At 62.4% G+C, this 24,583-nt stretch carries 27 protein-coding genes; 9 read left to right on the top strand and 18 right to left on the bottom strand.

Features of this window, described 5'->3' with window-relative positions; translation table 11 throughout:
• The first annotated feature begins 2 nt into the window (after window positions 1-2).
• Both tcuB and V1283_RS41415 read left to right on the top strand, forming a co-directional pair.
• Window positions 3-1,109, top strand: coding sequence for a tricarballylate utilization 4Fe-4S protein TcuB (tcuB, locus tag V1283_RS41420; RefSeq protein ID WP_334392338.1), 1,107 nt, complete (start codon window positions 3-5; stop codon window positions 1,107-1,109).
• A 903-nt stretch (window positions 1,110-2,012) separates the two neighbouring features.
• Window positions 2,013-2,222, top strand: coding sequence for a hypothetical protein (locus tag V1283_RS41415; protein WP_334392337.1), 210 nt, complete (start codon window positions 2,013-2,015; stop codon window positions 2,220-2,222).
• 198 nt (window positions 2,223-2,420) lie between these two features.
• Here the strand turns inward: V1283_RS41415 and V1283_RS41410 are convergent, their stop codons facing one another.
• The 4 genes from V1283_RS41410 to V1283_RS41395 form a co-directional block, all read right to left on the bottom strand.
• Window positions 2,421-3,515, bottom strand: a complete 1,095-nt coding sequence (locus tag V1283_RS41410) for a DUF2336 domain-containing protein (protein ID WP_334392336.1) — start codon at window positions 3,513-3,515, stop codon at window positions 2,421-2,423.
• 410 nt (window positions 3,516-3,925) lie between these two features.
• Window positions 3,926-4,237 carry a hypothetical protein gene (locus tag V1283_RS41405; RefSeq protein WP_334392335.1) on the bottom strand — a complete coding sequence of 104 codons (312 nt, stop codon included), beginning with the start codon at window positions 4,235-4,237 and terminating at the stop codon, window positions 3,926-3,928.
• 82 nt (window positions 4,238-4,319) lie between these two features.
• Window positions 4,320-4,754 carry a hypothetical protein gene (locus tag V1283_RS41400; RefSeq protein WP_334392334.1) on the bottom strand — a complete coding sequence of 145 codons (435 nt, stop codon included), beginning with the start codon at window positions 4,752-4,754 and terminating at the stop codon, window positions 4,320-4,322.
• A gap of 216 nt (window positions 4,755-4,970) precedes the next feature.
• Window positions 4,971-5,561, bottom strand: coding sequence for a DedA family protein (locus tag V1283_RS41395; protein WP_334392333.1), 591 nt, complete (start codon window positions 5,559-5,561; stop codon window positions 4,971-4,973).
• Window positions 5,562-5,916: 355 nt separating this feature from the next.
• On the opposite strand from V1283_RS41395, the gene V1283_RS41390 reads away from it, so the two are divergent.
• Window positions 5,917-6,342, top strand: a complete 426-nt coding sequence (locus tag V1283_RS41390; protein WP_334392332.1) for a hypothetical protein — start codon at window positions 5,917-5,919, stop codon at window positions 6,340-6,342.
• A gap of 3 nt (window positions 6,343-6,345) precedes the next feature.
• Here the strand turns inward: V1283_RS41390 and V1283_RS41385 are convergent, their stop codons facing one another.
• Genes V1283_RS41385 through V1283_RS41370 form a run of 4 tightly spaced genes read right to left on the bottom strand, consistent with a single transcriptional unit; the run spans window position 6,346 to window position 9,177 of the window.
• Complete coding sequence (locus tag V1283_RS41385; protein WP_334392331.1) at window positions 6,346-6,534, bottom strand: hypothetical protein; 189 nt, start codon at window positions 6,532-6,534, stop codon at window positions 6,346-6,348.
• Between the two features lie 49 nt (window positions 6,535-6,583).
• Window positions 6,584-6,997, bottom strand: coding sequence for a Rieske (2Fe-2S) protein (locus V1283_RS41380; protein ID WP_334392329.1), 414 nt, complete (start codon window positions 6,995-6,997; stop codon window positions 6,584-6,586).
• Window positions 6,998-8,101, bottom strand: a complete 1,104-nt coding sequence (locus V1283_RS41375) for an amidohydrolase family protein (RefSeq protein ID WP_334392328.1) — start codon at window positions 8,099-8,101, stop codon at window positions 6,998-7,000.
• Complete coding sequence (locus V1283_RS41370) at window positions 8,098-9,177, bottom strand: amidohydrolase family protein (protein WP_334392327.1); 1,080 nt, start codon at window positions 9,175-9,177, stop codon at window positions 8,098-8,100. The genes V1283_RS41375 and V1283_RS41370 overlap by 4 nt, the downstream gene beginning before the upstream one ends.
• A gap of 160 nt (window positions 9,178-9,337) precedes the next feature.
• Between V1283_RS41370 and V1283_RS41365 the strand changes: the two genes are divergently transcribed.
• The 3 genes from V1283_RS41365 (at window position 9,338) to V1283_RS41355 (ending at window position 11,859) form a co-directional block, all read left to right on the top strand.
• Window positions 9,338-10,318 (top strand): MBL fold metallo-hydrolase, encoded by a 981-nt coding sequence (locus V1283_RS41365; RefSeq protein WP_334392326.1) that lies wholly within the window; start codon window positions 9,338-9,340, stop codon window positions 10,316-10,318.
• Window positions 10,319-10,324: 6 nt separating this feature from the next.
• A complete protein-coding gene (locus V1283_RS41360; RefSeq protein WP_334392325.1) occupies window positions 10,325-10,807 on the top strand; it encodes a CinA family protein in 483 nt (160 codons plus the stop codon).
• A gap of 161 nt (window positions 10,808-10,968) precedes the next feature.
• Entirely contained in the window at window positions 10,969-11,859 is an 891-nt protein-coding gene (locus V1283_RS41355) for a hypothetical protein (RefSeq protein WP_334392324.1), read from the top strand.
• A 245-nt stretch (window positions 11,860-12,104) separates the two neighbouring features.
• Here the strand turns inward: V1283_RS41355 and V1283_RS41350 are convergent, their stop codons facing one another.
• Complete coding sequence (locus tag V1283_RS41350) at window positions 12,105-12,230, bottom strand: hypothetical protein (protein ID WP_334392323.1); 126 nt, start codon at window positions 12,228-12,230, stop codon at window positions 12,105-12,107.
• A 24-nt stretch (window positions 12,231-12,254) separates the two neighbouring features.
• The gene (locus tag V1283_RS41345; RefSeq protein ID WP_334392321.1) at window positions 12,255-14,051 is read right to left on the bottom strand and encodes an NAD(P)/FAD-dependent oxidoreductase; all 1,797 of its coding nucleotides are present in this window, start codon (window positions 14,049-14,051) and stop codon (window positions 12,255-12,257) included.
• A gap of 390 nt (window positions 14,052-14,441) precedes the next feature.
• Here V1283_RS41345 and V1283_RS41340 point away from each other — a divergent pair, with 390 nt between their 5' ends.
• On the top strand, window positions 14,442-14,810 hold the full coding sequence (locus tag V1283_RS41340; protein ID WP_334392320.1) for a hypothetical protein: 369 nt from the start codon (window positions 14,442-14,444) through the stop codon (window positions 14,808-14,810).
• 232 nt (window positions 14,811-15,042) lie between these two features.
• Here the strand turns inward: V1283_RS41340 and V1283_RS41335 are convergent, their stop codons facing one another.
• The 3 genes from V1283_RS41335 to V1283_RS41325 form a co-directional block, all read right to left on the bottom strand.
• Window positions 15,043-16,353: an HlyD family type I secretion periplasmic adaptor subunit gene (locus V1283_RS41335; RefSeq protein WP_334392319.1), complete on the bottom strand. Its 1,311-nt coding sequence runs from the start codon at window positions 16,351-16,353 to the stop codon at window positions 15,043-15,045.
• Window positions 16,350-18,095 (bottom strand): type I secretion system permease/ATPase, encoded by a 1,746-nt coding sequence (locus V1283_RS41330; protein ID WP_334392318.1) that lies wholly within the window; start codon window positions 18,093-18,095, stop codon window positions 16,350-16,352. The genes V1283_RS41335 and V1283_RS41330 overlap by 4 nt, the downstream gene beginning before the upstream one ends.
• 140 nt (window positions 18,096-18,235) lie before the next feature.
• Entirely contained in the window at window positions 18,236-19,051 is an 816-nt protein-coding gene (locus tag V1283_RS41325; RefSeq protein WP_334392316.1) for a hypothetical protein, read from the bottom strand.
• An 89-nt stretch (window positions 19,052-19,140) separates the two neighbouring features.
• Between V1283_RS41325 and V1283_RS41320 the strand changes: the two genes are divergently transcribed.
• Window positions 19,141-20,073: a LysR substrate-binding domain-containing protein gene (locus V1283_RS41320; RefSeq protein ID WP_334392315.1), complete on the top strand. Its 933-nt coding sequence runs from the start codon at window positions 19,141-19,143 to the stop codon at window positions 20,071-20,073.
• A 6-nt stretch (window positions 20,074-20,079) separates the two neighbouring features.
• On the opposite strand, the gene V1283_RS41315 is transcribed toward V1283_RS41320, so the two are convergent.
• A complete protein-coding gene (locus tag V1283_RS41315; protein WP_334392314.1) occupies window positions 20,080-20,349 on the bottom strand; it encodes a GlsB/YeaQ/YmgE family stress response membrane protein in 270 nt (89 codons plus the stop codon).
• A gap of 52 nt (window positions 20,350-20,401) precedes the next feature.
• On the opposite strand from V1283_RS41315, the gene V1283_RS41310 reads away from it, so the two are divergent.
• On the top strand, window positions 20,402-20,728 hold the full coding sequence (locus tag V1283_RS41310) for a hypothetical protein (RefSeq protein WP_334392313.1): 327 nt from the start codon (window positions 20,402-20,404) through the stop codon (window positions 20,726-20,728).
• A 192-nt stretch (window positions 20,729-20,920) separates the two neighbouring features.
• On the opposite strand, the gene V1283_RS41305 is transcribed toward V1283_RS41310, so the two are convergent.
• Genes V1283_RS41305 through V1283_RS41290 form a run of 4 tightly spaced genes read right to left on the bottom strand, consistent with a single transcriptional unit; the run spans window position 20,921 to window position 24,583 of the window.
• The gene (locus V1283_RS41305; protein ID WP_334392312.1) at window positions 20,921-21,904 is read right to left on the bottom strand and encodes an ABC transporter ATP-binding protein; all 984 of its coding nucleotides are present in this window, start codon (window positions 21,902-21,904) and stop codon (window positions 20,921-20,923) included.
• On the bottom strand, window positions 21,901-23,313 hold the full coding sequence (locus V1283_RS41300; RefSeq protein ID WP_334392311.1) for an amidase: 1,413 nt from the start codon (window positions 23,311-23,313) through the stop codon (window positions 21,901-21,903). Before V1283_RS41300 ends, V1283_RS41305 begins: the two co-directional genes overlap by 4 nt.
• Window positions 23,310-23,507: a hypothetical protein gene (locus V1283_RS41295; protein WP_334392310.1), complete on the bottom strand. Its 198-nt coding sequence runs from the start codon at window positions 23,505-23,507 to the stop codon at window positions 23,310-23,312. The genes V1283_RS41300 and V1283_RS41295 overlap by 4 nt, the downstream gene beginning before the upstream one ends.
• On the bottom strand, window positions 23,504-24,583 hold the full coding sequence (locus V1283_RS41290) for an ABC transporter ATP-binding protein (protein WP_334392309.1): 1,080 nt from the start codon (window positions 24,581-24,583) through the stop codon (window positions 23,504-23,506). The genes V1283_RS41295 and V1283_RS41290 overlap by 4 nt, the downstream gene beginning before the upstream one ends.

The following is a 24,583-nucleotide window of genomic DNA, read 5'->3' as shown; positions in this document are numbered from 1 at the left end:
GGATGCACGGAACGCGAATCCTGGAAGAGGCCGACCGGCTGATGACGGTCTGCAATTCCTGCCGCTATTGCGAAGGCCTTTGCGCGGTATTTCCGGCGATGGAAATGCGCCGCGCGTTTTCCGACGGCGACCTCAACTACCTCGCCAATCTCTGCCATGCCTGCGGCGCGTGCTACACCGATTGCCAGTTCTCGCCGCCGCATGAATTCAACGTCAATGTGCCGAAGACGCTGGCGGTAGCGCGGGCCGAATCCTACGCGGCTTATGCGTGGCCCCGTGCATTCGCCGGCGCGTTTGCGCGCAACGGGCTCGTCATCAGCCTCGTTGCCGCGCTCAGCGTCGCTGCGTTCATCTTCGGCTTCGCGGCGTTGAATGACCGGCAGGTGCTGTTTGGCACGCACACTGGCCCGGGCGCGTTCTACAAATTGATGCCGCATAATGCGATGGCGGCGTTGTTCGGCGCGGCGTTCCTGTATGCGATCGTGGCTTTGGTGATGGGCGTGCGCGCGTTCTGGCGTGATATCGGCGAACCCGTCGGCATGAAGACCGATATCGGCGCGCTGCTGCAGGCGATCCGCGATGCCGGCGAGTTGCGCTATCTCGACGGCGGCGGGGTCGGATGCTTCAACGAGGACGACCGCCCGACCGACCGCCGCAGGCTCTATCATCATCTGACGTTCTACGGCTTTGCGCTGTGTTTCGCCTCGACCTCTGTCGCGACGCTCTATCACTATCTGCTGGCGCGCGAGGCGCCGTATGCGTGGTGGGATCTGCCTGTCGTGCTCGGCGCGCTCGGCGGCATCGGGCTGCTGATCGGGCCAGTCGGCTTGTTCGCCGAGCGGTGGAAGCGCGATCCCGTGCTGGTCGATGAAGCCCGCTACGGCATGGATGTCGCATTCATCGTTATGCTGTTCCTGACCAGTCTCACAGGCATGGCGCTGTTGATCCTGCGCGAGACCGCGGCGATGGGGCCGCTGCTGGCGCTGCATCTCGGCGTGGTGTTCTCGCTGTTCGTCACCATGCCCTATGGCAAGTTCGTGCACGGCATCTACCGTTTCGTCGCGCTGGTGCGCTATGCGATGGAGCGGAAGGCGATGGGGCATATCTGACGTCGTCATTGCGAGCGAAGCGAAGCAATCCATCTTCTCGCTTGTAGCCCGGATGAGCGAAGCGATATCCGGGGCGGTGTTAGAGTGGTCCCCGGATGTCGCTTCGCTCATCCGGGCTACGGCTCCTGACACGATTTCGCCTTCTCGCGGCGCTGATCGCCCGAGGTTTGCATCTTCATTTGCCCTCTTCGAAATCAGAGGGCGCAGGGAAGACCGGGTGCTTGCTGCACCCGCGGTCTCGCGTGCGATTTGCGCAAACAAAAGTGCACACGAGCATACAGGGCAGCGGGAGCATTCCGGCCTTCCCTGCGCAATGGCTTTACGGCTTACTTCGTACTCTTCCCGGAGAACGGCTCTTTTGCCTCCGTCGCCGGCGAGACAGATCCCGCCAACTTAACGCCAGCACCGCGGCGCCCGAACCACACGACCTCACCGTACGCTTCCGGCGCGAACGTCTCGCGCACCTTCTGCGTCCATCGCATCTCACCGCGCGTTCGTGACGATGGCCAACGCCCCTCATCTGCCGTGAGACGGGCGGAGATATGCGACTGATTTGCCCGACAAGTTAAGCGGAATATTTTTGCTTCTCGGGCTTGACACGACTTCGGAAAATCAGAAGTGATTTGCTCGGGCTATTTTGACGCAGTTCGCCGCTGTCATTCCGGGGCTCGCGAAGCGAGAGCCTACGATGTGCGATCGCTGATTTGCCCGACAAGTTTAAGCGAGTGTTTTCGACCGCTGATTTGATTCACAGGGATGTGATTGCTTCGCGCACTTACATCACCAGATACAAATTAATGCACCAATGCGCGCTATTTGATCTGGCATCGGCGCTCACCAGTACCTACCTCTGAGCGAGGTAGGAAATTCGGCCCAAGGATAACTCCATAAAGGAGCCATCTAATGGCGAATGTTCTAACCACTGGAGCCTGGCTTTCTGCTCCGACCAAAAAACCCTCATTTTTCGCACGATTATTGCGCGCTTACGCCGAGTCAAATCAGCGACGCGCTGACCGCATTGTTGCGGAGTATGTTGCCGCCCACGGACTGCAAAAACTGTCGGATGACGCAGAGCGTCAAATCGGTCGCTTGCTGGTCAAGGCGGGGCAATAGCCATGGTCACACTCATCATCATCCACATAGCAAGCAGGCTCGCTCGTTTTTGGAACGAGGTTCGTGAAACGTGGCGCGAAACGCAGCGACTTCGTCGTACCCTTGGCGGCCCAATGGACGAGTAGCCGCGCACACGGCAGGAGCGCGTTTGACCGCGCTCCTGCCGCGGCAAGCCTGGAATCGAGGCGGCCGCGCGTTTCAGAGCGCGTGGAGTTGAGGACGGAGACTAAGATTGGAGCCTGCTGCTTCCTTGCGCGAGTGATAGGCTTTCAGCACCTCTTTGGAGGTCTCGACATCCAGCCTGGTGAATTCCGCTTTCATCCCGTCCAGATCCTTCGCCGCGATCCGATGATCGGGGGCCCCGAGAAACAGCAACGCGATGGTCGTCGCCCAGGACAGATCGAGGGCTTTCGCCAAAATCAGCAACGCCTCCCTATCCTGGGCAAGCATCGCTCGTTCCACAACATCGACTGGCAGCGTGCACAACAGCGACAGCGCGACGATAGCTTCGTTGAGCTTGCGCGCCTGGGCGTACTCGAGAATCTGGACTTCTCCCAGTTCACCGAGTTGGTGTTGCAGGCCTACGGTTCTTTTGGCGGCAAAATAATCCTTTGACGCAGGGCCAAATATGGCATGCAACGATCCGGCGACGCTGGCGACCGCGTTCCGAGCCTCAGGCCGTTCGATTTCAAGTTTCTTTCGTACTTCGTCAGACGCCTTCGCGATCATCTGCTGGAACAGGTGTCTTGGAATGTCTCGACGCCGGCCAAGATGCTCGGCCAATATGGAGTCATTCTCGGAACGTTTGATCAAATGCAGAAAACCTGCATCTGAAAAACGCGCGCCGATGTTGATGGCGACGGAGCTTGCGACCTCCTGGTCGCCTCTCGTTACGAGCACGTCGGTGACCGGCTCGTCGATTGATTTTCGCCGCGAGATCGCCAAGAGATGCTGCTGGCTTTTCGAGCGGGCGTTCGCAACCAGGGCTTCGTTGCCAAGCCGCTCGGAATAGCGAAGGATGGCACCGGCAACCTCTATCGAATCGTCGAATGCCAGCTTGTTGATCATGTAGACCGGCGCCTTGTCGCTTCGCGCCAGCCGTCTTGCGAGCTGGGAGCGGGCAGCCAGTTCAATCTCCTCCGAGAGACGTCCGATTACTTCCCCAAAGATCCAGATCTCGCTTTCAGTGTAGTGGCCCATGATCAGCATGTCGGTTGCATGCCACAAAGCCTTCAAACGACTTTCGGGCGTTCCTTTGGAGATGGCGTCGTTCAACTCTTGAAGAACCGACATCGGAAATTCGAGCCGCCTTTCGCTGCTTGCCTCGCTTGGGACAATCCGCAACTACGATAGAGTGCGCGTCGATACGCGTTCGGCCAGTCCATGCGGAACTCCGAACCCGTACCTCCGGCAGGAATGCGAAATCGCAGAGTGGGAGGTTGATGCGTCCACCGTCAGCCGCAGCATTCGAGCGCCATCTTCGAGCGCTGCGATGCGTCGCATCGAGCCAAATTCGGCCGCGAGGTTGGTGGACGCGCTATCGGCCATAGCTGGCGTCTATCCCACTTTGAAACTTCCGTGTTTCCCGCAGAAATTCTGCGCTCCGATTAATTAACGGAGCCTATGCATCCGGGGGAGATCGGTGCTATCGCACCTGCGCCCGTCGGCAAAATGGCTATCAGAAATCGGCAAAAAACAGCAGGTCAGGAATTTGCGAGGCCGTCAATCCAGTCCAGGGTCCGAACAACGTCGGGATAGCTCCTGAAATCATCATCGCCCGATAGAATACCGAAAATGTGGCGGCTGCTCTCGTCTCTGATAGCGCGCTTGAGGCGTTTCGCGAAAAGAGCAAGCTGATCTTTCGAAGGCTGTTCGCTCGCCCTGCCGGTCCGCCTGTCAATTTGCGACCGGCGTTCACCACTCACCCGCTTTTCCTCTTCTGATCGCGTGTCCACTCCGGACCGTCTTTCAACTCTGATTCTTCTCTCGCTGGATTTCACTTCACTATCGCTCACGACATATCCCGCCAGCGCTTGAGTATGAATTGGATCGAACGTATTGCGCCTCGGACGCCTGGTCGGTACCGAGGCGACGAAATCAGGCTACTTCGCACAATCTGCGCGTAGTTTCCGGGCTGGCGCAAAGCAGGCGTCTGCGAATGGCGTCCTCAACCAACGCCAGCGCCTGTTTTGCCTCGCGCGCTTCTGCCTCAGCCACCTGCGCACGAACTTCCGCGGCCGTCGCCTCGTCCTGCGCCGCCGCGATGCGCAACTCAACTTCCGTCAAGGCCCTGGAGGCTTCGGAGAGCTTGCGATCTGCATCAGCGACAACTTCTCGCAACGAATGCTCTGCAGATTCGGTTCGCTGCTCAGCCAGCCTCAGACGTTCTGCCGCGCTCTTGCACATGGCTTGAGCGCGAGCTTCGATCTCTCGCGCATTATTCTCGATGCTGCTAAAAATTTCGGCGGCCTGATACACCAGGTCGAGAGCGTCAGCGCCGGCGGCCCGCATCGGGGCGCGACCAAAGCTCAATACATTTTCACTACTGCGAACGGCAGGCCTTCCTTCTCGGTAAGCCATCGAAAGGACCTTTGCTTGAATATCGCGCTATTATGAACACTTATGGTAAAAGGAAGATTAAGCCGGTGATACGCGCTCATGCAGGGCCTGCGGAGCCAGGCAGGTCTTGGCGCCGCCTTGTCCGACGGCGATCCGTAACCGCTCTCTCTTGCTCCAGTATCGCTCGCTTCAGTATCGCTCCATGATCTGATCGAGTTTCCTGCTGAGCACCCAGGACAGGCCGAGGAACGCGACCAGCATCACGATGCCGAGGCCCGAAGAGGCATTGTTGATGGACGTCTCCGAGAATTGATCAAAGGCATAGCCGGCCGAGACAATTGCGCCGGACCAAAGACCCGCCGCGGCAAAGTTGAGTGCAAGGAAGGTGGACCAGGGCAGCCGCGATATTCCGTAGGCAAATCCCGCAAGCCCGCGGATGCCATGCGGGAAACGATGAAACAGGATCATCCAGACATAGTGACGGTCCGTCAGGCGAACGACGGTCTGCCCGGGGCGCTCGAACCGCGGAAAACGAAGGAGCAGGCGGGCGCCATAGCGCCGCCCGATCCAGAAGCGAATGACGTCGCCGGCGAAACTGCCGAACCAGCAAACCGCGATGAGCATGCCGAAACTCAAGCTACCGGAATGCGCCGCATAGCCCGCGAACAGCGCAAGCAGCAGGCTATGCGAGGCCGCATAGGCAAACATGAGGCTGTAGGCCGCATCGCCGTGCTGGCGTATGAGGTCGAGGAACGAGGTCAGATCCGTCGGAAACAGCAATGCAGGCCCACCCAAACTCGCTCATGGAGTGTCCCCCAGATGAGTGGGTTCGGCCTGAACGCTAGCACTCCGCGGATGGCCACGAAAGCCAACAGGCAGGCCCACAGCCGCCAGCTTTGCAGGCCGAGCGCGTTTGAAAGTGAGGCGAACCGTACAGCGCGTCAGGACGCGTACACTCATTCGAGCTTGGGCGTGCGGCGGACGCATAAGGGCATTGCAACTACCGCCGATCACATTTGGATCGCGCGAAATCGCGGGAAGTTCATCCTAATTACCCGCGTCGATTCGACGCAGCCGGTGTTGTTTGTGTGGTCCGGCAATGACGCCGGATTGCAAAACAAAAAAGGGACGAACAATGCTCAAGAAGTTGCTAGGTGCAGCCGCAATGGCTGCAAGTGCCTATGCTTTTGCGCCCGCACAGGCCGCGCACGTCCATCACACGCGCGTCCATCACGCCGTGCATGTCGGCGTCGGATGTAGCGGCGACAACTTCGCTAAAGCTGAAGGCGGGGTCGAGACCATGGCCGACAGCCCCGCCAAGTTCACGGCGGAGAGGGAGATTGCTCAGGCGCAGGACGCAATGCTCAGCGGGAAGACGAGTGGATGCGCAATGCATCTCGGCCAGGCGTTGCGCGCTGAAAGCGTGGCCCAAACTCCTTATCCGGAGACGATGGCCCCCGCTCCGTTCGCAAGTACAACCGCACAAGCCCCGGCCGAAACCATGCAAGGAGCGCCGCCGCAGCCGCAGTTTAATTGGACCCCGATGAAAGGCGCGTATTGAGCTTCAACAGCAGGGCCTGACCGCGCGGCGATCGGCCCGGCTGAACAGAATCTCAGAGCGGCGCGCCTCGTTGCTGGCTTGCAGGCCCATCGCCCCAAGCCAAGCGTCGCGCGCCGCTCCTTCCAGGCCGTAGAGTAGGCAAAGCGGCAGCGTGCCCACCATCAGGAAGCGCGATCGGTAGATGGTGGGCACGGCGCTGACGCGCCTTTGCCCATCCTACGAATCTCGCAATGACGCCCGCCTACAGATCCACCACCACGTAGTCGCTTTCGACCGACACGGCGAGCGTCTCCGCCACGTACGGCCCCTTCACCACGCTCGATCCCGGCTCGACATTGACCGGATAGGCCCGTGCGCGAAAGCGCTTCGGGTCGCAATAGGATTGCCCGGTGCGGATGTCGAATTCCCAGCCGTGCCAGGGGCAGCGGATGATCTCGCCCAGCTTGGTGTATTCGATCTCGCCGGGATCTGTGGATTGCGCGAGCCCGATCAGCGGACCTTCGCACAAGGCCGCGCCCTGGTGCGGGCAGCGGTTCAAAAGGCCGAAGAACTCGCCCTTGATGTTGAAGATCGCGATCGGCCGCTCGTCGATGGTGAGGAATTTTCGCGTGCCCGGCGGCAACTCGTCCACCGGGGCAATGACGTGTCGGGTCATCTACGAAATACCGTACAGCTTCTTCGCGTTGCCGAGATAGAACGCTTCGCGGTTGGCGTCGCTGACGCCGGCCGGCAGCACGCGCGACGGCTCGTCGAAATCCCAGTGCGGATAGTCTGTCGCGAACAACAGCTTGTCCCAGCCGATCCATTCGATCACCTGGAACAGATGGTCGCGGCGCTCCGGGTCTTCCATCGGCTGCGTGGTCCACCAGATGTGGTCGCGGATATATTCCGACGGCTTGCGCTTGAGATATGGCACCTCGCTGTGCAGCCGCTCGAAATTCTTGTCCAGCCGCCAGCCAAGCGACGGCGCCCAGCCGAAACCGGCCTCGATCATGACCATCTTGAGTTTTGGATAACGCTCGAACACGCCTTCGAGCACCAGGCTCGCCAGCACGGTTTGCTGGCACTGCGCATGGCCGACCATTTCCTCGATGTAGAAGCTCGGCCAGCCGGACGGGGTCAGCGGATTGCCGCCGAAGCCAAAGGCATGAATGCCGACCGGCAAGCCGATCTCGGCCGCCGCCTCGTAGATCGGCCAGTAGCGGCGCTGGCCGAGCGGCTCGACATTGCGCGAGAGCAGCAGCACCTGGACAAAATTCTTGTCGCCGGCGCGCTTGCGGATTTCGGCAGCGGCGGAAACACCGTCTTCATTGGCGACGACGATCGAGCCCTTCAGACGGGAATCCTTGCTGGTCCATTTCTCGACCTGCCAGTCGTTGATCGCGGAGCAGATCGCGCCGGCCAGATCCTGGTTGCGCAGCCCCTGCCCGCTGTTCAGCGGATTAAGCACGCCGAGCGCGACATTATAGGGATCGAGCAGCTGCTTCTGCATGAAGGACAGCGACGAGCCCTGCGGTCCGCCTTCCGGCGGCCAGGCATCGCGGCGCGAGGCGTTCGGCTGCGCCTTCGGATAGGGCGGGCCTTCCATCATGCCGTGATAGGCCTGCTTGCCGTAGGCCACGAGGTGTTCGTGCCAGCGCTTGGCCATAAATGGATAAAGTTCGTCGTTGGTGGCGCGCGCCGGATGGATGTCGCAATCGGCGATCGCGGTCTTGACGCTGACAGACGCTGACGACTCGGGACGGAACTGCACATTCATGGCGTCGTCTCCTTCGCGAATTCCAACCGGCTATAGGTCGCGAGCGGATTGTCGATCATGATCTTGCGAACAAGATCGGGCGACAATCCCGGCGGCAGCACCTCGTCGCCGTCGAATTGCCAGTGCGGATAGTCGGTCGAGAATAGGAGCAATTCGTCCGACTGCATATGGTCAAACAGGCGGTTCAGGGTTGCGGGATCCGGCGGCGCATCGACCGGTTGCAGCGAGAAACGGATGTTGCTGCGCACAATCTCCAGCGGCGCGCGGTCGACCCACGGCGTTTCCATCCGTATGCCGCGCCAGAACTTGTGCAGCCGCCACAGATAGGCCGGCAGCCAGGTGAAGCCGCTTTCCAGCATCACCATCTTCAGATTCGGATGGCGGGCGAACACGCCTTCGACGATCAGGCTGGTGAGCTGGGCCTGGAACGCGGTCGCCTGGGCTACGTAGTCCTCGATGTGGTAGGAGCCCCAGCCGACCGAGGTCGGCGGGTTGTGATAGGCGCTGCCGGCATGGATTCCGATCGTCAGCCCCAGGCGTTCGGCCGCCGCATAGATCGGCCAATAGGCGCGCTTGCCCAAGGGCATGTCGCCCATGACAAGCATCAGCACCTGGACGAAGCGCTTGTCCCTGGCGCAGCGCTCGATCTCGGCGACGGATTTTTCGACGCTTTGCGCAGGAATCACGATCGAGCCGCGCAGCCGCGCGTCCTTGTCGAGCCATTCTTTGGCCAGCCAGTCGTTCAGCGCGCGGCAGAACGCGTCCTGCATGTCCTCGGAGAATACCATCTGCACGCCGTACAAGGGATTGCAGATGCCGTAACGGACGCCGAACCGGTCGAGCGCCTGCTTCTGCATGTCGGCAAGGTCCGAACCCGGCTTGCCCTGCCCCGGCCGCCAGTCCGGCCGCGACGAGATCGGCGAATTGGTCGGATAGGATTGCGAGACCAGATCGGTCATGCCGCGCGTCGTCACCTGGTCGCGCCAGTAGTCGTTCATATAGGGCAACAGGCTGGTCAGATGAGGAACGGCGGGATGCAGATCGCAATCCACGCCGCCGGGAAGCGGCGACGTCATGGTGTTTCCTCGTTCGCGAGCGCGGCCTCACGGCATCTTGTAGGCTTCGCCACTTGGTTCGCTAACCGCATTCAAGCAGGCTGGTCTGCAGCCCGCAACTCGGCAAACGCTGGTCCCCTGTGCTAGGAAAACATGGGTAAGGGCTTTGGGGAGATTTTCGATGATTGGGATCGGACGTACGGCGGTTGGCATAACCCTCCTGCTGGCCGGCAGCGCGTTCGCACAGCAACAACCCCCTGCCCCGTCCGCAGCACCCCCGCCGGTCGATTTCTCCAAGGTCGAGATCAAGACCACCGACCTCGGCGACAACGTCTACATGCTCGAGGGCCAGGGCGGGAACATCACGGTGGCGGTGGGGAAAACCGGCATTATCATGGTCGACGGCCAGTTCGCGCCGCTGCACGACAAGATCAAGGCCGCGATATCAACCATCTCCAACCTGCCGATCAAATATCTGATCAACACGCATTATCACGGCGACCACACCGGCGGGAATGAAGCCCTTGCCAAGGACGGCGCCATCATCGTTTCCGACGTCAACGTCAGGAATCGCCTGGCGGAGGGAACCACCAATGGCCTGACCGGCGTCAAGACGCCGCCGGCGACAGCGGGCGCACTGCCGACGAAGACCTATGCCGGCAAGATGATCAAGGTCAGACTTCCCGGCCGCGTCGCCGATCTCCGGCATATCGCCAACGCGCATACCGACGGCGACACTTACGTCTGGTTCAAAACCGCCAACGTGCTGGCGACCGGCGACACCTTCACCAACGGCCGCTATCCCAACATCGACTTCGCCAATGGCGGCAACATCAGGGGAATGATCGCGGCGACCGACGCCTACATCAAGCTGACCAACGCCAACAGCCGCATCGTGCCGGGCCACGGCCCGATCGCCGACAAGGCTGCGCTGACCGAATATCGCACCATGCTCGTCACCGCGCGCGACCGCATGGCGGCGCTGGTGAAGGAAGGCAAGAGCGAAGACGATGTGGTGGCGGCAAAACCCTTCGCCGATCTCGACAAGAAATGGGCGCCGACGGAGTTGGCCTCCAAGAATTTTATTCGGGTCGTCTATCATTCACTCGCGGACAAGACGGACAAGAAGGCGTTGCTGAAACGAATGCTGCGGCGGGGTTGAGAGAACATGAAAGAGCTCGTGACAATAGCCGAAAAGATTGCCGCTCAACTGATCGCGCGGAAACAGACGATTGCAGTTGCGGAATCCTCAACCGGCGGCCTGATCTCGGCGGCGCTGCTGTCGGTGCCGGGCGCATCCGCCTATTTCCTCGGCGGCGCCGTGGTCTATACCCGCGACGCGCGGCGGCTGCTGATGGATATTCCGGATGAGGCGATGAAGGGCATCCGCTCGGCGTCCGAGCCTTATGCAAAACTGCTGGCAAGCCAGGTCCGCGGGCGTTTTTCAACCGATTGGGGTCTGTCGGAAACCGGCGCGACGGGACCGACCGGCAACCGCTATGGCGACGCCGCCGGGCATAGCTGCATGGCGGTGGCGGGGCCGCAAAACGAAGTGTTCACGCTGGAGACCGGAAGCAATGATCGGCAGGCCAACATGCACGCGTTTGCGAAGACGGCGCTAACTCTGCTGCTGGAGAATTTGTCGAGGTAAGCTGTCGTCCCTGCGAACGCAGGGACCCATACGCCGTGTCGTTTGTTGTGAGAGAACGCTGTTCGACGGCTTTTATCCGACAACCAAGTACGGTGGTTATGGGTCCCTGCGTTCGCAGGGACGACGGGAAGATTTTTCAGGTATTGACCCGAGGACTAGTCATGCAACAGCCATTCGACCGCGACGCAGAGGATCTCGGCAACTCGATCCATTTCGAGCATGTCAACGTCACCATCCCCGATCAGCGGCTGGCGACGCTGTTCTATATCGCGGGCCTCGGGCTGACCCGCGATCCCTATCTGATGGTGTCGGACACCAACATGTGGGTCAATGTCGGCAGGAGCCAGTTTCATTTGCCTGATGGCAGCGCACAGGTGCTGCGCGGCCATACCGGCCTCGTCATCGCCGGCCGCGAGGCGCTGCTGGAGCGGCTGGCGTCAGTCGCCAAAAAACTGGAAGGCACGGCGTTCGCATTCAGCGAGCATAACGACCATGTCGAGGCGATCTGCCCCTGGGGCAACCGCGTGCGCTGCTACGAGCCGGACGCCGCGCGCTTCGGACGCATCACGCTCGGCATTCCCTATGTTGAGTTCGACGTGCCGGCCGGCACCGCGAAAGCGATTTGTGCGTTCTATCCCGAGATCATGGGGATGCAGGCTGAACTTTTGAATGGCGACGGCACTGTCGCGCGCGTCAAGGTTGGAAAAGACCAATTTCTACAATTCCGCGAGACCGACCGGCGCCAGCCGGAGTTCGACGGGCATCACGTGCAGATCTACATCACGGATTTTTCGGGCCCCTACCGCCGCTTGCGGGAGCGCGGCCTGATCTCGCAGGAGGATAACCAGTATCAATACCGCTTTCGCGACATCATCGACCTCGATGGCGGCAGGCATCTGTTCACCGTCGAGCACGAGGTCCGCAGCGCTACGCACCCGATGTTCATGCGGCCGCTGGTCAACCGAAACCCGGCCGAGACCAACCGCACCTACGCGCCCGGCCACGAGCAGTGGCCTTACGCGATGGGGCCGGATGAATACGACAGAAGGTAGGGGCGATTTGTTCCGGGGGTCGCGGTGAAGCGTGTTCGGCAGCGGCCCCACATCCGTCGAGACGCCGCTTTGCGGCTCCTCAGCGATGACGGAGACGGACTACCGTGCCAGCCGACATTTCCGAGATTATCCCCTAACCGGACATGCCAAAATCGACGCGAATGACCCGGAACGGACCGGCTGATCATCATCGTTTGCCTGATGAGGGGCTCAGCGGCTCTCTCGGTCCCGAAGTGCTTTTAGGCTTAGGTCCCTGCCACAAGCATCAGCCCCGCGCCGATCAGGCTGACGCCGATCCAGCCGCGCAGCGGCACCTTCAGGGGCGAAGCGGACCTCGGGCTCGTGCGGGTTGGCGTAACCGACTGCTGCACGAGCCCACCGTGGGCTACGAAACCCTAGGCTTTATGATAGACGGATTGCAGGTCATAGACCGGCGTCGGGATGCCCTCGTAGCGCGCTTTCAGCTGCAGGGACAGGAACTGCGAGTAATGGCGTGACTGGTGCAGATTGCCGCCGTGGAACCAGAGGCCTTCCTGCTGCGTCGGCTTCCACATGTTGCGCTGTTCGCCTTCCCATGGGCCGGGGTCCTTGGTCGTATTGGAGCCGAGCCCCCAGACCTTGCCGACCTTGTCGGCCATTTCCCGGCTGATGAGGTCGGCGATAAAGCCGTTCATCGAGCTATAGCCGGTGGCGTAGACGATCACATCGGCGGGCAGCTCCTTGCCGTTGTCAAGCTTGACGCCATTAGGCGTGATTTCCTCGACCTGGCCGGCCACCAGCTTGACCTTACCTTCGATGATGAGTTGCGAGGCGCCGACGTCGATGTAATAGCCGGAGCCACGACGCAGGTACTTCATGAATAGTCCGGAATCGTCGTCGCCGAAGTCGAGCCGGAAACCAGCTTTCGTTAACCCCGCATAAAAATCGGCGTCGTCCTTGCGGATCTTGTCGTAGACCGGCTTCTGCAACTGATTCAGTATTTTGTAGGGTAACGAGGCGAAGATCAAATCAGCTTTCGCCGTCGTCATGCCGCCGCGGACGGCACGCTCAGAATAGAGGTCGGCTATGGATTCCATCAGCGAATCCGAGCGAACGATATGGGTGGTCGAGCGCTGCACCATGGTCACGTCGACGCCGGCCTCATATAGCGCAGCGCAGATGTCATGCGCGGAATTGTTAGAGCCAATCACGACGACTTTTTTGCCCTTGTAGCGGTCGGGACCCGGATGGCGCGAGGAATGGTGCTGCTCACCTTTGAAGGTGTCCATGCCCTTGAATTGCGGCATGTTCGGCTTGGCGGACATGCCGGTCGCAAACACCAGCTGTTTCGCCTTGAGCGTAATCTCATTGCCGTTGCGCTCGACGACGACGCTCCATTCCTTTTTGGCATCGTCCCAGCTCGCGCGTTTGGCCGCGGTGCCGGTCCAGTAATTCAGTTCCATGACCTTGGTGTACATCTCCAGCCAGTCGCCGATCTTGTCCTTGGGCGAGAACACCGGCCAGTTTTTCGGGAAGTCGATGTAGGGCAAATGGTCGTACCAGACCGGGTCATGCAGGCAGAGCGATTTATAGCGGTTGCGCCAGGAATCGCCGGCTCGTCCGTTTTTCTCGACGATGATTGTGGGCACGCCGAGCTGGCGCAACCGCGCGCCGAGTGCGATGCCGCCCTGGCCGCCGCCGATGATGAGCGCATAGGGCTGGGTCTTAAGGCCGAGCTGCTCGGTTTCCTCGTCTCGCAATTCCTTCCAAGTTTTGGCGCCGGGATTGACGCCGTGCCGGGCTCCGAGCGGCCGGGTGTAGCCCGCCTTTTCCTCGTGATCCTTCAGTTCGACCATCGTTGTCAAAAGCGTCCAAATCTGGCCGTTCTGCAGGCGGATCAGGCCGTACCCGCGTGCGGCCCCGGTCTCGAACGAGATCCAGCATTCGGTAACGCCATTAGCTTCGGTCGCGCTTTCCCCCTCGGCGATTTTCCAGTTGCGCGGCTTTACGCGAGCAAGACAAGAGCTGAGCATCTCGCGCACCTGATCGCGGCCTTCCATGGTCTTCATGTTCCATGTGAAGGTAACGAGGTCGCGCCAGTAGGACTCCAGCGCGAACATCCCTACCGCGTCGTCGATATCTCCTGCCGCAAGCGCCGCATCAAATTTGTCAAGAAAGGCTTGAATGCGCGCATTAAGCGTGGTGTCGAGCATCATTTCCTCCCTGTGTCGTTTCTCAGTTTTTCTGCGGATACAGCAACCTTATCCCAACTATCGGATGAATCCAGACTTGCGCAGTCCGATTTTCCCGTAGGCTTTTGCGCAGCTCAGCGTTCCCCCGCCAAGATATTGATTGGCGCACCGACGAGGCGGCAGTCGGTTCCGACCTGACGGGCCGGACTGAACAGGTCAGTTGATGGGAGCAAAGCGGACCTTGCGATTGCTCATGTCCACTTCCGAAGATGGCCCAAACCGGAAATGGAACGGAGCCGGACACTGCGGCTCCTGGAGTGGGATGTCCCGGTGGCGGGCTGTTGAGCAAATTGGCGATGGCAAGACCCGTCGACCTCGCGCGGAGTTGTAACAACGTGAGGAAATGTTCCCTTGAGCGGTCTAATCGCTCCACCATTTTCATGGACGAGCCAAACGCTGTTTGGCTCCTCATATCAGGATGGAAAATTTGAAATGACGGAGCTCAAATTTCTTTCGGTTGCAGTGATCGCCGCAGCCATGCTGGCAACTCCCGCCTTGGCTCGTAAGAGCCATGTACGCTTGCAGCACCTTGCTGGAGATGCCAATGCGAGTACCAAGTCGGGCACGCGTTATGTTGGCGCAGATGATGGTTTTCGTGGCAATCACCTTGGCGGCGTCTTCGGCGGTACTCGCGGCGACAGGTACGGGGACCGCGATGTGTGGGGCCACTGGGGCGCCTACTATGGGCCCATGATTCCCTCAGGCGCCGGCGGTAGGTGAAAACGCGAATGCGGGCGAGACCGTGGCCGCCGAGCACCTACAGCACCAAGCACGGCACGACCGCGAAAGAAACGTCCCTGGCTACCGCCGACGAGGTGATCGAATCAGGTTCACTTCCGCCAGTGGCTCTTTCGGACCTCGCGCGATGTCCGACTGAGTCCAGAATGCGCGCCCGATGACAGGCTCCGCTGCGTCTCGAAGGATGTGGCCGCGGTCTCGCGTTCCCACCACCTCACCTCTCCCTGAACGAGCGCATCAGCTGGTCGCTGAATGGCTTCATCAGATAGGAAAGCATGGTGCGGTCGCCGGTCTGGACGAAGGCTTCCACCGGCATGCCCGGGATGATCTTGACGTCGTGGCCGAGGCGGGCGACTTCGGCCGGCGGCAGCGAGACGCGGATGGTGTAGTAGCTCTGGCCGGTGCGCTGGTCGGTGTTGACGTCGGCGGAGACGCGCGTCACCACGCCATTGAGTTCCGGCGTGGTGCGCTGGTTGAAGGCGGATAGTCGCAAAAGCGTCTTCTGGCCGATCTGCAGCTTGTCGATGTCCTGCGGATTGACCTTGGCCTCGACCGAGAGATCGTCCGCCCTTGGCACCACCATCATGATGGCGTCGCCCGCGGTGATCACGCCGCCCACGGTGTGCACCGTCGACTGCAGCACGACGCCGTCCTGCGGCGCGCGGATGTCGATCCGGCGCAATTGATCCTCGGCGGTGACCTTGCGCTCGACGAACTCGCCGATCTTGTCATTGGTCTCGCGCAAATCCTTGGACACCTCGCTGACCACGTCCTTGTCGACCTGGATGATCTGCAGCTCGGTCTCGGTGATCTTGCCCCTCGCCTGCGCACGCGCGGCGATGTATTGCGCACGCTCGCCCGACAGCCGGGCGAGGTCGCGCTCCAGCACCGTGAGGCGCGAGATCTGGATCAGGCGCTGCTCGTAGAGTTGACGGACGCCGACCAGTTCCTTCTCGACCAGCGCGATTTCCTTGTCCTTGGCCTGCTCCTGCGCGGTGAGGCCGGCGATCTCTTCGTTGAGCTGCGCGACGCGCTCGCGCAACTGCGATTTTTGTCCGGCGCGCCCAAACACGCGCACTTCGAACAGTTTTGTTTCGCTCGCCATGACGTCGCGGACATCGGGATCGCCGGCCTGATCGGTGAGCTGTGGGGGAAACTTGATCTGGTCGAGGCCGCGCTGCTCGGCCTCCAGCCGCGCGGCGCGCGCCCACAATCCGTTCAGCGTCTTGACGACGATGGCCAGACTCGCCTTGACCACGGTCTCGTCGAGACGCACCACGATGTCGCCGGCCTTGACGATATCGCCGTCGCGCACGCGCACCTCGCCGACCACGCCGCCGGTCGGATGCTGCACCTTCTTGACGTTGGAATCGACCACCACCGAACCCGGCGCGATCAGCGCGCCCGAAAGCTGCACGGTGGAGGCCCAGCCGCCGAACCCGCCGGCGAGCACCAGCATCAGCGCCAGCCCGACGATCAGGTGCGCTCGGATCGAGCGGCGCGCACCTTTCAGCTCGGCGGTCATGATTTCTTCGCTCCCGCTTCGGACACGATCTTGATCGGCGGCGGCGACGGGACCCGCTGCAGCACCTGGCCGAGCACGGTCTCCTTCGGACCGAACGCCTGCATGCGGCCGTCCTTCAGCACCAGCAATTGATCGACCGCCTCGATGCCGATCGGCCGGTGCGCCACCACGACCACGATGGCGCCGCGCTCGCGCGCGCCGCGCACCGCACGCGTCAGTGCCTCGTCGCCCTCGCTATCGAGATTGGAATTCGGCTCGTCGAGCACGATCAGGAACGGATTGCCGTAAAGCGCCCGCGCCAGCGCCACGCGCTGGGCCTGACCGGCCGAAAGTGCCGTGCCCTGCTCGCCGATCTGGGTATCGTAGCCCTCGCGCATCTTGATGATCATGTCATGCACGCCGGCTTCCTTGGCGGCGGCGATGATCGCGTCCGACTTCGCTTCCGCGTCGAAGCGGCTGATGTTCTGCGCCACGGTGCCGGCGAACAATTCGACGTCCTGCGGCAGATAGCCGACGTGGCGACCGAGCACGTCCGACGACCACTGGTCGAGCGCAGCACCATCGAGCCGTACCTTGCCGCGGACCGGCATCCAGACACCGACCAGCGCGCGCACCAGCGACGACTTGCCGGAACCGCTCGGACCGATCACGCCAATGCCGGTGCCGGCCTCGGCGGCGAAGTTGACATCCTGGACGATGACGCGCTGATCGCCCGGGGGTGCGATGCTGACGGCCTCGACCGACAGCCGCTTCGACGGCGCCTGCAACAGCGTCTGTTCATTCGCCGCCGGCATTTGCTGCAACAGCTTGGACAGACGATGCCAGCTCTGGCGCGCGGCGACGAAACCTTTCCAGTGGGCGATCGCGAGATCGACCGGCGCCAGCGCGCGTGCGCTCAGGATCGAGCCCGCGATGATGATGCCGGCGGTGGCTTCCTGGTGGATCACGAGATAGGCGCCGACCGCGAGCACCGCCGATTGCAGCATCATGCGCAAGACTTTTGCGACGGCACCAAGACCACCGGCGACGTCACTGGCGCGCTGATTACCCGCCAGATAGATCTCATTGGCCTCGCTCCAGCGCCTGGTCAGGCGTCCGGACATGCCCATCGCGACCAACACCTCGGCGTTGCGCCGGCTGGTGGCGGCGAGGTCATTGCGCCGCGCGGCCAGCGTCATCGCCTCCTTTGCCGGCGTGCGCGACAGGAACTCGGTGATCAAGGTCAGCGTCACCAGAACGATAGCGCCCGCCAAGGCCGTGACGCCGAGCAGCCAGTGAAACGCAAAGCAGATCGCGAGATAGAAAGGCAACCACGGCAGATCGAAGAACGCGCCCGGCCCCATGCTGCCGAGAAACGACCTGACATTGTCGAGGTCGCGCAGCGGCTGCAGGCCCTCGTTGCGGCTGCCTACCAATAGCGGCAGCCGTACCACGGTTTCGAACACGCGCGTGTTGAGGGCTTCGTCGAGCGCGGTTCCAATGCGGCCGAGAATGCGACCGCGGAGCAGATCGAGGCCGCCTTGGGCGATGTAGAGGCCGCCGGCGAGAATCACCAGGCCGACCAGGGTCGGCACGCTGCGGCTCGGCAGCACGCGGTCGTAGACCTCCAGCATGAAAATCGAGCCGGTAAGGTACAGCAGATTGATCATGCAACTCATGACGCCGACGCCGATAAAGGCGCTGCGACAGGCGCGCAACGCTTCACCGAGTTCGGAACGCCGGACGCCGGGAGCGGCTGCCATTAATGCGTATCTCTTCAAACGGATAAGGTACGTGCCGGTTTTACCGATGTTTTCGGACACCGTCCATTTTAAGTCACGTTAACCTTCATCCAGTTCACCGCCATGAAGCGGGTAGAGACGGAAGTCGCGCCTTTGGGCAGCTAATTTGACGCCGGCGCCGGCCCCGCGGCGGATTCGGGCTTCGGGCTGCCCGGAAACGGCACCAGAATCACCGACATCGAGACCCGGCCGATCTCGCCGTTGATATCGAGCAGGACGCCGCTTCCCGCACCCAGGCCGCCTGCCGGCCGCCATTTGGCTTGCGCGCGAATGCCGATCCATCGGCCTTCCGGCCGGCGAAACAATTGAACCGTCAGATTCGGGTTCGGATCCGCCACCACATCCCTAAATGGCCGGGCGATGCCATGGGTCCAGTCCGCCGGGCCGAGCACCGAGGACAGCGGCAGGCTCGACATGGGTCCGGCGCCGTCGATGATCGCCTGGTTCATGCGAAACCAGGCGACGCCGCCACCCTCGCGGGCCTCCATGGCATCCATGAACCAGGGCCGGCCATGCGCCGCCTGCCGGGTGCGCACCGGAAACCGGGTGGGATCGGCGGCATCGCTCGCGGGCTCGGCAAAGCCGGATACTTCGACCGCGCGTTCCCGCGACAACGTCACCCGCACGGTGGCGCTGGGCTGGTCCTCGCCGTCGGGCCAGAGCGTGTTGTCGACCACACTGACGCGGCCGCCCTCGGCCACGACCGACAGCCCAGTACGCAAAACTGTCATCGGGGTCGGCCGCAGGAACCAGGCCGACGAGGTGATCGCCGTGCCCCATTTCCGCTGCTCCGCCAGCGCCTCGATTTCGGCTGTCAGCAGGCTTGCGACCGCCCCGCCCTGCAGGCCCGCAAAGGGGCCGGCGGCAAGTGCGGTGGGTTGCCAGCGATGGGGGCCGACGGGCTCGAAGATGGCCACGGGTGCGATATCCAAGATGAAGAATGTTGAACGTTAGGCCAGTCTGGCGGAAGCTAATGCCCATCACAAAAGGGATTTCCTCACCTCAGATGAGTACCGCTCAACTCTCGGAAGCGCCGCTTTCGCCACTGCGCGCGATCCCGCCCCTGACCGCCTTGCTGGCGTTCGAGCGCGCCGCTTCGCAGCTGAGCTTTCGCCGCGCAGCGCGTGACCTCTCGCTCAGCCCGTCCGCGATCAGCCATCAGATCCGCGGGCTGGAAGAGCAGTTCGGCACCAAACTGTTCGTGCGCGGCGCGCGTTCGGTGCGGCTGACGGCCGATGGCGAGCGTTATTTCGCAAAAGTCTCGGCCGCGCTGGCGGCGCTGCAGGACGCAGGCCGCGACATGCTGCGACATCGCCGCGATGCGCACGCCGAACTCTGGATCAGTTCGCTGCCGTTCTTCACCTCCGCCGTGCTGATCCCGGCGCTGCCGGAATTCAAGCGGCGCAACCCGGGACTGACGCTGCGCATCGAGGCCACGCATCAATATGCCGACTTCAATGCTTCCCGCGTCGATGTTGCGATCCGCTATGGCCGAGAGCATTCGACGGGACTGAAGTTCGAACCGCTGGTCGCGGTGAAGGGTCTGCCCGTCTGCGCGCCCGCGCTGGTCAAAGGTGGACTGAAACAGCCGGAAGATTTGTCACACCAGGTTCTGATTCATCTGACGACGCAACCGCGCGCCTGGCCGGCATGGCTCAAGGAGGCCTGCCTTCAACATCTCACCCCGCGCGGCCATCTCTGGCTCGACAGCGTGCCGGCGATGCTTGAGGCTGCCGAACAGGGGCTCGGCGTCACCTTGGGAATGTCGCCGCTGATCGAGGCGCGGCCGGGCTTCGGGAAAAAACTGGTCGCGCCCTTTGCGTTCGAGGCCCGCCATAGCGAGACGATCTACCTCGTCTCCCGCACCGAGCAGGCACGCGACCGCCGGATCGCTGCCGTCCGGCGCTGGATCGTGGAGGCGGTTGGCCGCGCGAAATAGCGCTCGCTACATTCGCCCGCCAGTACGGATCAGCCGCACGATCAGCAGCAATATGACGGCGCCGATGGTAGAGTAGACGATCTCCGACACCAGTCCGCTGCCGATACGAATGCCGAGCTTGGGAAACAGCAGGCTGGCGAGCAGCGCGCCGGCGATGCCGACCAGGATGTCGCCAATAATGCCGAAGCCGGTGCCGCGGACGATCTTGCCGGCCAGCCAGCCGGCCACCAGTCCGACAAACAGAACAACGAGAATGCCTTCGTTGGAAATATACATCTGACGTCCCCCAGGGTTTGCCACGCTGGCCGGGTGACAGCCTATCGCATTATTGTCCGATGTGACGAGCCGCAATCCGCGCGCCGTCCAACTTCGCCTGCGAAGTGAAACTTTTTTACGTCACCCGCGTTATGTCACCATGAAACACGGCGACATTTGGTATGTGACTTTTGGTCCGGACAAGACGGACGATACCGCGGAGAGCATGGCCCGCTCGACCCGCACCTTCAAATCGGAAATCGACGCCAAGCTTTTTGCGATGCAGATCCTGGCCAAGGGCTGGTCCGCCAGCGCGGGCACGCTCAATCCCCATCAGCCGAAACAGATCGTGGGACCGGCGCAGATCGAGAGCTGGGCCGATCCGGGGATTGGTGGGTAGAGCGAAATCGCTTAGGTTGAGCCGACATTCAAATCCGTCATCCTGAGGCGCGAGCGTAGCGAGCCTCGAAGGATGAACGGCCCGGCTTGGGGCCGTCGTCCTTCGAGACGCCGCTTCGCGGCTCCTCAGGATGACGGGGATAGCGCGCGTGCGCGGCTCCGATCATCACAGTCAAAGTTCCTGTCTCGAAAGTCAGGTCGCCGCAGAAACTTCAGCCCGCACCGCCAGCACACATCGCGCGGTTCGATCCGGCGATACCTGCACATTGGGCGGCAATCCCTCGCTGCAGCGCGGCTCTGCCACCGCGCAGCGCGGCGCGAAGGAGCAGCTTGCAGGCGCCTTGTCGAGCGAGGGCGGCGTGCCCGGGATGGTCTCCAGCCGCTGGCCGCGTTTGGCGCCGTGGACGGTCGAGGCGAGCAAACCCTTGGCATAGGGGTGAACCGGCGTACGCACGATGTCACGCAAGCGGCCCTGCTCCACGATCTGGCCGGCATACATGACGGCGACACGGTCGCAGATTTCGATGGCGACGCCGATGTCGTGGGTCACGAAAATCACGGACATGCCGAACTCGCGCTGCAGTTCGCGCAGCAGCAACAGGATCTGGATCTGCACGGTGGCGTCCAGCGCCGTGGTGGGTTCGTCGGCCAAGAGGATCTTTGGCTTGCAGGCCAGCGCAAGCGCGATCATCGCGCGCTGCCGCATGCCGCCGCTCATTTCATGCGGATAGGCGTCCAGCCGGCGCTTGGCGGAGGGAATGCGCACCACTTCAAGCATTTCCAATGCGCGCGCGGTCGCCTCCTTCTGGCTCTTGCCTTCATGGCGCATCACGCTTTCCGCGATCTGGTGGCCGATTGTGTAGACGGGATCGAGCGCCAGCGCGGGTTCCTGAAAAATCATCGAGACGGTCTGGCCGCGGAACGCCGAAAGCTCTTCTTCGTTCATCGCCAGCACGTCGCGGCCCAATACGTTTACCGTACCCGCAATCTGCGTCCGCTTCCGGGGCAACAGCCGCATCAGCGCGCGCAGGGTCACGCTCTTGCCCGAGCCGGATTCGCCGAGCAGGCCGAGCACCTCGCCCTCGCCGAGCGAGAGCGAGATATCGTTGACGGCGTGAACCGTACGCTCGCCGGTAAAGCGGATGTTGAGGTCGCGGATTTCGACGAGGTTGCTCATGCCAACTTGGGTACTCTTTGGTGATAATCCGTGGCGCGCTGGAACGCCGCGCCGATCCGCACCAGCCCGGCCTCATCGAAGGCGCGGCCGATCAACTGCATGCCAACCGGCAGGCCACTCCTGGTGAAGCCCGTGGGAATCGAGAGCGACGGCAGGCCAAGGTAGTTGATCGGGCGCGTGAACTTCGTGATCCGCTGGATCACGGCCTCCGCATCGAGGCTGTTGCCGACATCGCTCTCGGCAATCGTCACCGCCGGCATTGGCGCCACCGGTGCGATCACGGCATCGGTGCCTTCCACCGCCGCGAGGTAGGCGGCAAGCGCCGGCCCGCGCCAGCGCATCGCTTCGAGATAGGTCACGCCTGGAATCGCTAGCCCGTTCTGTAAGCGCATCAAAACCTGCGCGCCGTAATCCTGCGGCCGCTCGATCATCCAGCGCTTGTGGAAGGCGGCGGCTTCGGTGGCGAGCACGATCTGGCAGGCGGCGGTGAGCTGGCGCTGGTCCGGCAGTTCGACCTTGACGATCTCGGCGCCCTCGCGTCTCAGCGTGGCGATGGTCTCGTCGAGCACCCGCGCCACTTCGGAATCGAGATCATCGACATAGAAGGTGGTCGGCACGCCGATCTTGAGGCCCTTGAGCGAGCCCGTGGTCGCGGCCATGTAGTTCGGCACCGGCAGTGACGACGTGGTCGGATCCTCAGGATCGGCACCCGCCATCAGGCCCACGAGCAGCGCGCAATCTTCAACCGTTTGCGCGAGCGGTCCGACCGTATCGAGCGACTGCGACAAGGGCATCGCACCGGCGCGGCTGATCAGGCCGACCGTGGTCTTGAAGCCGGTGACGCCGCAGAAATGCGCGGGCATCCGGATCGAGCCTCCGGTATCGGAGCCCAGCGCCGCAAAGGTCAGCCGGGCCGCGACCGCCGATCCCGAACCGGACGACGAACCGCCGGTGATGTGATCGACGTTCCAGGGGTTGCGCACCGCGCCGTAGTGCGGATTATGGCCGGTCGGCCCATAGGCGAATTCTACCATCTGCAGCGAGCCGAGCCTGACGGTGCCGGCGTCCTTCAGCCGCTGCAATGCCGTGGAGGTCGTCGTCGCCACGAAATCGCGGCGAATCTTGGAGCCGCAGGTCACGACCTTGCCGGCGTCGTAATACATGTCCTTGTGCGCCAGCGGCACGCCGTGCAGCGGGCCGGAAAGCTTGCCCTTGGCAAGCGCGGCGTCGGCCGCGTCCGCGGCCGCGAGCGCCTCATCCGCCTCGATCGACATAAAGGCGTTGACGCGCGGCTGCCATTGCGCGATCCGGTCGAGACAGGACTGCGTGACCTCGCGCGAAGAAAATTTCTTGCCGGCGATCGCCTTGGCGACCGCGACCAGCGACATCAAGGCCGGTTCGCCGCTCATTTCGACACCCTCGCGCGCTGCACCAGGAGAAAGCTCGCTGGCTCGAGATCCATCGGCAGCGTGCCGCTAACGGGCGCGAAGCCGTCAAAGGCCGGGCCGATGGAATTGGCGATCCGCGCGGCGACTTCAGAATCCTGCGGCACGCCGGCGACATCGGTCATTGCCTTGACCTGCTTGGGATCGGGTCTTGTCATGCGGCACTTGCTCCCTTGTCGTCTTGTTTGGCCGGCGCGCGGCTGTGCCCGGAGCCAGCAATGGCCATGTAGCACGCCGCCTGATGGCCCATTGTATCGAGATCGCTGAGCTTTGGCGTCGCATTTGCGCAGAGCGGCTCCGCAAACGGACAGCGGGTGTGAAACCGGCAACCGGACGGCGGGTCGATCGGATTCGGTGGATCGCCCGAAATCGGCGGCGTCTCGGTGCGATTGTCTGGATCGGACGACGGCATCGCCGCCAACAGCGCCCGCGTATAGGGGTGCGCCGGCGCGTCCCAGACCTGGTCCACGGGGCCGAGTTCGACGACTTCGCCGAGATACATCACCAGCACGCGGTCCGAGATGTAACGCACCACGTTGAGGTCGTGGCTGATGAACAAGTATGTAAGGCCGAATTCGCGCTTGAGATCGGCCAGCAGATTCAGCACCTGCGCTTCGACCGATTTGTCCAGCGCCGAGACGGCTTCATCGAGGATCACGAGCCGCGGCGACAGCGCCAAGGCACGCGCGATGTTGACGCGCTGACGCTGGCCACCGGAAATCTCATGCGGATAGCGGTTGGCAAACGTTTCGGGCCGCAAGCCGACCTTGCCGAGCAGTTCGCGCGCCAGCGTGCGCGCGGTACCATCAGCCATGCCGTGAACTTTTGGGCCGAACGCGATCGACTCTTCGATGGTCAGGCGCGGGTTGAGCGAGGCGTAGCTGTCCTGAAACACCATCTGCATGCCGCGGCGCAGTTCACGCAGCGAGAGCGCGCGGCCGACCTGCATACCATCATAGACGATGTCGCCGGCGTCGCGCTTCATCAGGTGCATCAACAGCCGCGCCGTGGTCGACTTGCCGCAGCCGGATTCGCCGACGATGCCCACGGTTTCGCCCTTGGCGATGGAGAAGGACACATCATCGACCGCGCGCACGGTTTTGCGGGGGCTGAACAGATCGCCCCGCACCGGGAAATGTTTGGTGAGGCCGGTGACCTGCAGCAGCGGCTGCGCGGCGCCGCCGACGTCCGCGACCGGCTCCAGTAGTTCGACTGACGGGCTTGTCTCACTCAT

Source organism: Bradyrhizobium sp. AZCC 2262, from assembly GCF_036924535.1.
Classification (GTDB): domain Bacteria; phylum Pseudomonadota; class Alphaproteobacteria; order Rhizobiales; family Xanthobacteraceae; genus Bradyrhizobium.
The sequence above is the reverse complement of the archived record's forward strand: the minus strand, read 5'-3'. Positions and strand labels throughout refer to the sequence as shown.

Bases quoted from the DNA above. Each gene is read 5' to 3' on its own strand.
- V1283_RS41290 (WP_334392309.1), bottom strand. From the start codon at position 24,583: ATGAGTGAGACAAGCCCGTCAGTCGAACTACTGGAGCCGGTCGCGGAC.
- V1283_RS41375 (WP_334392328.1), bottom strand. From the start codon at position 8,101: ATGAATGTGCAGTTCCGTCCCGAGTCGTCAGCGTCTGTCAGCGTCAAG.
- V1283_RS41300 (WP_334392311.1), bottom strand. From the start codon at position 23,313: ATGAGCGGCGAACCGGCCTTGATGTCGCTGGTCGCGGTCGCCAAGGCG.
- V1283_RS41365 (WP_334392326.1), top strand. From the start codon at position 9,338: ATGATTGGGATCGGACGTACGGCGGTTGGCATAACCCTCCTGCTGGCC.
- V1283_RS41410 (WP_334392336.1), bottom strand. From the start codon at position 3,515: ATGTCGGTTCTTCAAGAGTTGAACGACGCCATCTCCAAAGGAACGCCC.
- tcuB (WP_334392338.1), top strand. From the start codon at position 3: ATGCACGGAACGCGAATCCTGGAAGAGGCCGACCGGCTGATGACGGTC.
- V1283_RS41380 (WP_334392329.1), bottom strand. From the start codon at position 6,997: ATGACCCGACACGTCATTGCCCCGGTGGACGAGTTGCCGCCGGGCACG.
- V1283_RS41370 (WP_334392327.1), bottom strand. From the start codon at position 9,177: ATGACGTCGCCGCTTCCCGGCGGCGTGGATTGCGATCTGCATCCCGCC.
- V1283_RS41345 (WP_334392321.1), bottom strand. From the start codon at position 14,051: ATGCTCGACACCACGCTTAATGCGCGCATTCAAGCCTTTCTTGACAAA.
- V1283_RS41355 (WP_334392324.1), top strand. From the start codon at position 10,969: ATGCAACAGCCATTCGACCGCGACGCAGAGGATCTCGGCAACTCGATC.
- V1283_RS41360 (WP_334392325.1), top strand. From the start codon at position 10,325: ATGAAAGAGCTCGTGACAATAGCCGAAAAGATTGCCGCTCAACTGATC.
- V1283_RS41335 (WP_334392319.1), bottom strand. From the start codon at position 16,353: ATGACCGCCGAGCTGAAAGGTGCGCGCCGCTCGATCCGAGCGCACCTG.
- V1283_RS41295 (WP_334392310.1), bottom strand. From the start codon at position 23,507: ATGACAAGACCCGATCCCAAGCAGGTCAAGGCAATGACCGATGTCGCC.
- V1283_RS41415 (WP_334392337.1), top strand. From the start codon at position 2,013: ATGGCGAATGTTCTAACCACTGGAGCCTGGCTTTCTGCTCCGACCAAA.
- V1283_RS41390 (WP_334392332.1), top strand. From the start codon at position 5,917: ATGCTCAAGAAGTTGCTAGGTGCAGCCGCAATGGCTGCAAGTGCCTAT.
- V1283_RS41305 (WP_334392312.1), bottom strand. From the start codon at position 21,904: ATGAGCAACCTCGTCGAAATCCGCGACCTCAACATCCGCTTTACCGGC.
- V1283_RS41315 (WP_334392314.1), bottom strand. From the start codon at position 20,349: ATGTATATTTCCAACGAAGGCATTCTCGTTGTTCTGTTTGTCGGACTG.
- V1283_RS41330 (WP_334392318.1), bottom strand. From the start codon at position 18,095: ATGGCAGCCGCTCCCGGCGTCCGGCGTTCCGAACTCGGTGAAGCGTTG.
- V1283_RS41320 (WP_334392315.1), top strand. From the start codon at position 19,141: ATGAGTACCGCTCAACTCTCGGAAGCGCCGCTTTCGCCACTGCGCGCG.